Source organism: Epilithonimonas tenax DSM 16811 (assembly GCF_000428485.1).
Taxonomy (GTDB): domain Bacteria; phylum Bacteroidota; class Bacteroidia; order Flavobacteriales; family Weeksellaceae; genus Epilithonimonas; species Epilithonimonas tenax.
In genome coordinates, this window is sequence record NZ_AUAA01000038.1 from 20,039 (window position 1) to 27,773 (window position 7,735).

At 28.6% G+C, this 7,735-nt stretch carries 12 protein-coding genes; 11 read left to right on the forward strand and 1 reads right to left on the reverse strand.

What is annotated here, in order from left to right; genetic code table 11:
* The first annotated feature begins 312 nt into the window (after positions 1 to 312).
* The 8 genes from F564_RS0114405 to F564_RS0114440 all read left to right on the forward strand — a co-directional run bounded on the left by F564_RS0114405 (position 313) and on the right by F564_RS0114440 (position 5,041).
* Entirely contained in the window at positions 313 to 1,014 is a 702-nt protein-coding gene (locus F564_RS0114405; RefSeq protein WP_028123266.1) for a hypothetical protein, read from the forward strand.
* A gap of 99 nt (positions 1,015 to 1,113) precedes the next feature.
* Entirely contained in the window at positions 1,114 to 1,323 is a 210-nt protein-coding gene (locus tag F564_RS0114410) for a hypothetical protein (RefSeq protein WP_028123267.1), read from the forward strand.
* 26 nt (positions 1,324 to 1,349) lie between these two features.
* Positions 1,350 to 1,700: a hypothetical protein gene (locus F564_RS0114415; RefSeq protein ID WP_028123268.1), complete on the forward strand. Its 351-nt coding sequence runs from the start codon at positions 1,350 to 1,352 to the stop codon at positions 1,698 to 1,700.
* 10 nt (positions 1,701 to 1,710) lie between these two features.
* The gene (locus tag F564_RS0114420) at positions 1,711 to 2,190 is read left to right on the forward strand and encodes a hypothetical protein (protein ID WP_028123269.1); all 480 of its coding nucleotides are present in this window, start codon (positions 1,711 to 1,713) and stop codon (positions 2,188 to 2,190) included.
* 4 nt (positions 2,191 to 2,194) lie between these two features.
* Entirely contained in the window at positions 2,195 to 2,488 is a 294-nt protein-coding gene (locus F564_RS0114425; RefSeq protein WP_028123270.1) for a helix-turn-helix domain-containing protein, read from the forward strand.
* A 95-nt stretch (positions 2,489 to 2,583) separates the two neighbouring features.
* Entirely contained in the window at positions 2,584 to 3,549 is a 966-nt protein-coding gene (locus F564_RS0114430) for a hypothetical protein (protein ID WP_028123271.1), read from the forward strand.
* A gap of 179 nt (positions 3,550 to 3,728) precedes the next feature.
* Complete coding sequence (locus tag F564_RS0114435; protein ID WP_028123272.1) at positions 3,729 to 4,028, forward strand: hypothetical protein; 300 nt, start codon at positions 3,729 to 3,731, stop codon at positions 4,026 to 4,028.
* A 17-nt stretch (positions 4,029 to 4,045) separates the two neighbouring features.
* Positions 4,046 to 5,041 (forward strand): hypothetical protein, encoded by a 996-nt coding sequence (locus tag F564_RS0114440; protein ID WP_154656885.1) that lies wholly within the window; start codon positions 4,046 to 4,048, stop codon positions 5,039 to 5,041.
* Between the two features lie 5 nt (positions 5,042 to 5,046).
* Here F564_RS0114440 and F564_RS0114445 read toward each other — a convergent pair whose 3' ends face one another.
* Complete coding sequence (locus F564_RS0114445) at positions 5,047 to 5,358, reverse strand: hypothetical protein (RefSeq protein ID WP_154656886.1); 312 nt, start codon at positions 5,356 to 5,358, stop codon at positions 5,047 to 5,049.
* Between the two features lie 208 nt (positions 5,359 to 5,566).
* On the opposite strand from F564_RS0114445, the gene F564_RS0114450 reads away from it, so the two are divergent.
* From F564_RS0114450 to F564_RS0114460, 3 genes are all read left to right on the forward strand, one after another.
* A complete protein-coding gene (locus F564_RS0114450; protein WP_028123275.1) occupies positions 5,567 to 5,812 on the forward strand; it encodes a hypothetical protein in 246 nt (81 codons plus the stop codon).
* A 13-nt stretch (positions 5,813 to 5,825) separates the two neighbouring features.
* A complete protein-coding gene (locus F564_RS0114455) occupies positions 5,826 to 6,440 on the forward strand; it encodes a hypothetical protein (RefSeq protein WP_028123276.1) in 615 nt (204 codons plus the stop codon).
* A 376-nt stretch (positions 6,441 to 6,816) separates the two neighbouring features.
* Positions 6,817 to 7,035: a hypothetical protein gene (locus F564_RS0114460; protein ID WP_028123277.1), complete on the forward strand. Its 219-nt coding sequence runs from the start codon at positions 6,817 to 6,819 to the stop codon at positions 7,033 to 7,035.
* Positions 7,036 to 7,735 lie beyond the last annotated feature (700 nt).

Consider the following 7,735-nt stretch of genomic DNA (forward strand, 5'->3'; position numbering starts at 1 on the left):
AAATAATACATATTAATACAAAAAGTGATTAACGAAAAAAGCTAACCATCTAATAATAAAATAGTTAGCTTTTAAACTTGTAGCCTATAGGGAACTACGAATATTTGATTTAATTAACTGATAATCAATAAAATAAGATCAAAATATAAGTTGTGGTTACCGTCCGGTATCTTTTTATGTAATATTCTGAAAATCAATATTTTAATTAATTATTGATTTTTTCTATATTTTATCTATTGTTTTACTATAATTATTCAAACAATTATTCATTTTTAACTACTTTTGTACTGCATTAACTTAATACTAATAAAAATGGGAAAAATCACAATCAAACATTTTTTAAATACTAATCTAAAACCGTATGTTATTAATAAACAAAATTATTATAGCATATATTTATTAATTACCGGACAAAGAAAAACAACTAAAGTAAAATCAATAGTTTTTAATGAGTATTATTCTGAAAATGATTTTGAAACCATTTTTAATTCTGATAATTTGGAAGATAATAATTTGATTGAAAATGAAATTAATTCAATAAAAATAATTAGTGAATTTGTAGTTAATGAACTTAAAGAATTTGATACTAATTTTTTAACAGCCTATTATAATTTCTCTAATACAATAGATATTTGGAAAACAGACAATCAAATTTTTTCATATAACGAGGATAAAATTGATTTGTATGATTCAACAAAAAATAATGCTGGGATTATTTTAGATGATTTAAAAAATAAATTCACAGATATACGAGGTGTCTCACTATATGAATTCTTTAATAAAGAAAATCAAAATAAGGCATTGCAAATTCTTAAAAAACAAAAAGTTAAAAATGATGTTGATGTTTTAGCCGATATTAATCTAACTTTTTTCTATTCTTCAATAGAGTTTTTTGAATGGTTCATTAAAGGAAATAAAAAGAATGCGGAACTTGAATCTAAATATCAGTATTTTTTTGAAACTGCTAAAACTCGTTTTGATAGTTACATTGTGAAAAAATATAAAATATTATAAAAGTTTTACTATTTTTAGTCAAACTTTTATATATTTGCACTCATATACTCTGATGAGTGTTTTTTTTATCAATAATGTTTGACTAAAATTACTTAAACAATGAATGAACTAATTACAAAAGCAAAAAACCAGTTACAAGCTGGCGACATTAAAACGATTGCAAACCGCTCTAATATTCCTTACCAAACTTTATACAAAGTTTTGAACGGTTCACGCTCTACGAGACAGACCGAAATCCTAAAAGCCGTTACCGACTTTCTGCAGGAACGTAAAAATGAAATGGAACGCTTAGAAAGCGTATTAAATTAATTTCCAAACCTTAACATCTTCCCATAATGAAAAATCAAACTTCCCAAAAAACAAACTGCAGTCAAATTGACTTTGCAACAAATCTTACAAGTCTTACAAGTAATTCCAATGATTCCGACTGTACCGCAAAAATAAAATTTAGCGGTTATACGGATTTAGGATATAAAATATTTTCACTCATTGGAATCTGCCAAACTGCTTTAAATTCATTCGATACCAATTCGGAATTTACCGAATTAGAAAAAGAAAATTGTTTGGGTATTTCATCAAAAGGAATAGTTGATATTTTGGAAATTACTAAGCAACTTTTACCATTACCCGAATTTGAATTGATGGAACAAATACGCCAATCTGTACTAACTGAACAATCTAAATAAATCCAATACTATGAAGACAACAAACCTAATTACCAATCTATTAGACGAAACTATAATTTTAGAAAAAATCGCGCAAGATTTAGAATTTCCATTTAATAAAATATTGGAAATGAAAGCAAAACAAATTAATTCTAATCTAATTGAAATATTAATAAATCCTTACACCAAATCCCCGAAAATGGAAGCTATACAAATCATTAATAATCTGCAGGACGAAATGGCAATTGTAGAACTAATTTCAAAAGATTTGCCTTTTCCTTATGCTGAAATAATGCACCACAAAATTAAAAAAATCAATAGTTTTCTGACCAAAGTCAATAGTATTGAAACGGAACGAAACGGCATTGATTTACAAAATTATGCGAGTGATTTATTAACCGAATTAGAAGCGCAACAATTTGAAGAATCCGAAGATTCGGAAAATGTAATTGTAGAGAATTTTAACGGCAAAAATATAGAAACAAAAGTATTAGGAACTGTAAAACCATAGTGATATGAACGACATAAAATTTATTACAATTCCAGCCAATGAATGGGAAAATCTGAAATCTGATTTAAAATTTATTGCAACGGAAATCCTGGCAATAAAACAAAAGCAATCAAAGGAATTTCTAACTTTTAAAGAAGCTTGCGTAAAATTAAAATGCTCCAGGAATACTCTGCAAAATTATATTGATGCCGGAAAAATTACCGGATTTGATAAAAACGCAGGTTTGGGAACTTATCAAAAAATACTTTTCAGAAATGCAGATTTAGATTATTTCCTGCAAAACGACAAAAGAAATTAAATCAAAAAAAAAGCGTTTAGGCACTACCCTAAACGCTGTGTATTAAACACTATTAACATCTTCCCAGTCATTAATAGTTTTACAAAGATAAAAAAATGATTGACAACATTACTTTAATCAAAAATAATTTAACATCAAACGAAAAATTGCAGGTTATTGAAAAAAATAACTTGCAATGTTTTGTTAATGAATCCAATAATTCAAAGATTTATGACAACGCAAAAAATAAAAATTTAACCGGTGGCATCTTAATAAAAATATTTGATGATAAAATTAAAATAGAGGGTTCTATACATAAATATTTTAATTATTTACAATTCAAAACATTAGAAAATTATACGGTTTTTACAATGGAGGATTTTTTAATGACTATTGAAAAGTTATTTGAAAATTTCAGTATTCCCCGATTGGATTTTTTAGTGTCAAATTATGAAATTGGACTAAATGTATTTGTAGGCGAAACCGACCCTATAAAGTATCTTCAAAATGCGCTTAGCGTTGGTAATTTGGACGGTACACAAAGAAAGCTGTACATCAATCCACGTTATAAAGATGAAAGGTTTTTGACAACCCAAATGCACAAAGATAATACACTTGTGTTTCGTATTTATGACAAAGATTTTGAAAGGATGGATAAAGGGAAAAAAAATAAAATTGCCCCTTGTCTCCGTATCGAAACAAAACGCACTCGACAAAAAAATATTTCCTTTTCTGATTTTTCCAAACCATCAAGCCTAACAATTTTACAAAATAAATTCTTTGCAGAATGGAACAAATTAAACTTTGATAAAGAAGTTTGCGCACCTGCAGGAACGCACCAAAGTAAAAAAGATTTAGCAAAGAAAATTTTAGTTGATGGTAAAAATATAGCATTGCAGGAACTTGAAGAAAAACGGCAATTTCTCACGCCTAAAATTTACCGAACTCAAAAGGATTTTATAAAAAATTGGGAGATTAATAAATTTAATTTCAGCCTTATAAATTCCCAAATTGCCGAATTTTGGGCAATTTACTATAATACTGCTATTCAGTTAGTTATAATCAAACCCTTTAAAAATTGATGAATTTTGATAAAAATATTGAACGTGTACGCACCTATAAGCGTTTTTGCTTTCCAGCTTGCTCTATGGGGTATTTATACCCCTAAATACAAGCATTTAGTTAATGTTCATAGTATTTACAAATATTCCCATTCAGTCAATAATAATATTTTTATTAATAGAAATAATACAAAGTAATAATGAAGATAAAAACACCACAACAAAAAACCCGAATTGCTAAATATATATTTGATTTTAATTCTTACGAAATCAAAAAAAGAAATTTAGATTTTTCTGTAACCTATTGCGAAACTGGAAATGTAGAAAGCTACACCGAAATTTTAAACTGGTCGGAAATAGAAAAGCCGGAAAAAATATCTGTAGAAGTTCAAAAGATTACAGTTTTAGAAAAGGGCAAAGCAATAAAGGAACTGACAAAAACAGAATCAGAAAAATTGATTTCTCTTTTGGATTATCAAAATAAAAAACAAAGATTCTAAATCCATAAAAAGAAGTTATGCCCTATTTATATCATAATATCTGCATCCGTGTTACCATTGCTGAAAATATTGTTTTTAAACAAGTAAATAGTATAAGTATTGAAAATAGTTTGGAAAAATTAAGCGATACCGCAAAAGTGGTTTTACCAAGAAGATTTATCCAGTTCCAAAATAACAAATCAAACATTGCAAATAAAAATCTAATTGACTTCATCAATATTGGCGACAAAATAAAAATAGAAGCTGGTTACGATGAAAATTACAATACGGAATTTGTAGGATACATTACGGCAATAACTGACGATATACCTATAGTTTTAGAATGTATGGACGAAATGTATAAACTTAAAAAGGCTGACCGGATAAACAAAACTTTCAAATCTGCAGACTTAAAAGATATTTTAAAAACCATTGCACCAAACTATAAAATAGAAACTTTCAAAGAATGTGGTTTTGGAAAATTTTTAATTGAAAGTGCTACACCGTATGAAGTTTTAGAAAAGCTTAGAAATGATTTTTTCATTAGAAGTTATTTTAAAGATGGTGTTTTGTTCGCTGGTCTTCCAATCAATTTAACAGACTATAAAATTCACGATTTTAATATGAATCGTAATGTGCGGACTTCATCAAGTTTGGTTTATGAGCGCACCCAAAAAGATTATTATCTGAAAGTAACCAGTAAAGAAGTTGGTACAGGTAAAAAAGTTACTTATGAAATCGGGAAAAAAGGCGACAATAACAAAGAAATAAATATTGGTGTTGGAATTAGCAAAGCCGATTTAAAAAGGTACGCAACCGATTTTTATAACGGTGTGGTAAATACAAATTGCACAGGCTCTTTTGATAGCTGGGGCGTTCCCCTTACACGTGCCGGAGATACGGCAATAATTACAGACCCAAATTTCCCCGATAAAAAAAGAAACGGCAAATACTTAATAGAAACGGTGCAAATTGATTTAAATGCATCGGACGGCTATAAGAGAACAAATAAAATAGGTGTTAAATTGTGGTAATGGTGTTAGATTTTATGATTTTCAATAAACCAATCGGAATTTTTTCGGTAAATGTTAAGACTGTAAATTTTAAAATCTGTGTATCCTTTGTATTGTTTTTTAAAGAATTTTTCAATTCTGTTTTTAACATCTGCAGAAAGGTTTTTATCTTCAAAGGTCAAACCATACATAGACCTTTTAACGACTACAAGACCGCTATAATTTACGTTTTCCAGTGGTTTTGTAGGCTTAGAATTAAATACTTCGCCCTTTGCTTTTTTCGGGTACAATTGAGCCGATAATGAACAACTAAAAAAGAGTAGTAACAATATTTTCATTACAACAATTTTAAGATTTTCTATTATTAAAAAAAACTATCAAAATTACTGCAAACACGCCAAAAAGAACGATTGCAATTATTTGTTTCAATGAAAGCGCACTAAAAAGTAAATCAAACATAAATCAAATATAAAAATATTATGGAAAAACAACCGCCACCAACATAAAAAAAAGCTATCAAAGTAAATTGATAGCCTTTGTTCTAATATGAAAACTGGAACAAATATAATCTTTACGATGGCTTATAGCAAAAAAAACTATTATAAAAAAATCGTGAAAATCCAAGAAATTACACAAACTCAAATTGATGTAAATGGATATTCATACAAACAAATTTTTCATCAATTTATTGAACAACAATTTAATATCAGTCTGCGAACCTTTCAAAATTATTTAGGTATTCCAGCAAAAAGAGAATTAAAAAAATTAAAACAATTAGAAATTAACAATTAAAAAAAATAAAAAAATGGCAAAAGTATTATTATGGAAAGATGAAGTAACGATTTACAGAAATATTGAATCTGTAAAAGGTACTATAGCAGGTTTAAAAACATTTTTTGAAAGATATAAAGGTTTAGGTCTTTCAGATATGCAAACCGAAGACTTAAAGGATTTTATAAATAATCCTAAAAATTTCTTTGTGAAAATTCTCACAAATGGCGAAAGTTTAAAAATTGGACAATTAGAGTTGAATCCGCAAAAAGTTTATGACCTTTTCCCTTTGCCCGATGGTGTAAATGATTTGGTAGTAGATATTAATAATTTCACGGCTGAATATTCATATAGTGGAAGTTACTCATACAATATCCAACATATAAAGATTGTAGAAAATCAACTAACTGTTAGCAATGAATACATTGATTCCCAAAATGAAAAAATGACTTATTACACAGAAAGTGAAGACCAAGAAAAAGCTGTAACCCTACTAAAAAGAATTGCTAAAGATGTAACCAGTTTAAAGGCATTACAAAAAGGTAGTTTTTATAATCCGCAAGATTGGATAAAAGAAAGCTTAATCGAAAAGAAGACCGAAACCGGAATTGAATATACCGAAAACCTGCAAAAGGTCAGACTGTTTTAAATAGGGGCGGTTTTCATCAAAAAATAAAATGAATTTTAAATAAAGTCTTTATTTATGGTGGTTTAAGTACAGTTTAAACTGTACTTAAACTTTTAAATCAAGAGTAATAATGTCGTGATAGTACCTTTTATCTACCATTTTATTTTTAAAAAATTACCAAAACAAAGGCTTTACCAGCTAAAACGTGTTAATTTCTACACATTTTATCATCATTTTATTTTCATTACGCTAAAAAATATCATCATTTTATTTTTTAGGTAGTCCGAACTGAACCCGAACGAAACGCATTAAAAATCTAAAAAACAATCGGTTACAGATGTAAAATTTAAAATAGTTACCGATTTGTAACCAAAACCAACAAATTAACATTTAGAAAATGAAAATACATACAAATACTTCTATCATTGCAGAATTTGAAAAGCAAAGAAATTTAAAATTTACCGGAAATAATCCAATAGATGATAAAACCATTATCGAAAATTTGGCACAAAAAAATGATGTCGGTTCAATGGATATTGTAATGATTTTAGAAAATCATTACAACGAAAAAAACCGCCCCGATATGCAATTTTCAAAACCTACATCAGAAAAATGATAAAGGACGAAACAAAAAATTTCATCATATCAGAGTTTGAGAGAAAAAGAAATATAAAACATCAACAAAGAAGACTTTTTGAAGATTCCGAAATTGTACAAAGTTTATCGCTTCGTTTGTCTGTTCAGAAATCAAAAATTATTACGATTTTGGAAAACAATAATTTCAAATGTAATTTGCATAAATAAAAATTCATATTTTTGTAGTCTTCTCACAGTATTTTTAGATGCAAACCAGCAACACCGCTATTTATTAGCGGTGTTTTTGTTTACAAATAAAAAAGGCTTCACAATTACGCAAAGCCTATGAGGTCAAAACAAAATTATTAAGGCTGGTACACTAAAACGTGTCCTTTCTGCCGAACCCTATCCCTCGCCTTTCGGTATCGGTTAATTACTTCCTTTTGTTTAATTTTTCAAATTTACAATTTTTTATAATTTTTTATTTTTGACTTTCAGAGTATTTTGTAAAAATTCAGTTACAAACTAACGCCTGGAACGCTTTCCGGTATCATCTGCAGGAACCGAACGCCTGGAACGATTGCACCGGCACCCAACGCCTGGAATGATTTCCGGTATCATCTGCAGAACCGAACGCCTGGAACGCTTGCACCGGCACCCAACACCTGGAACGCTTTCCGGTTATCATCTGCAGAACCCAACACCTGGAACGATTTCCGGTTATCATCTGCAGGAACCCA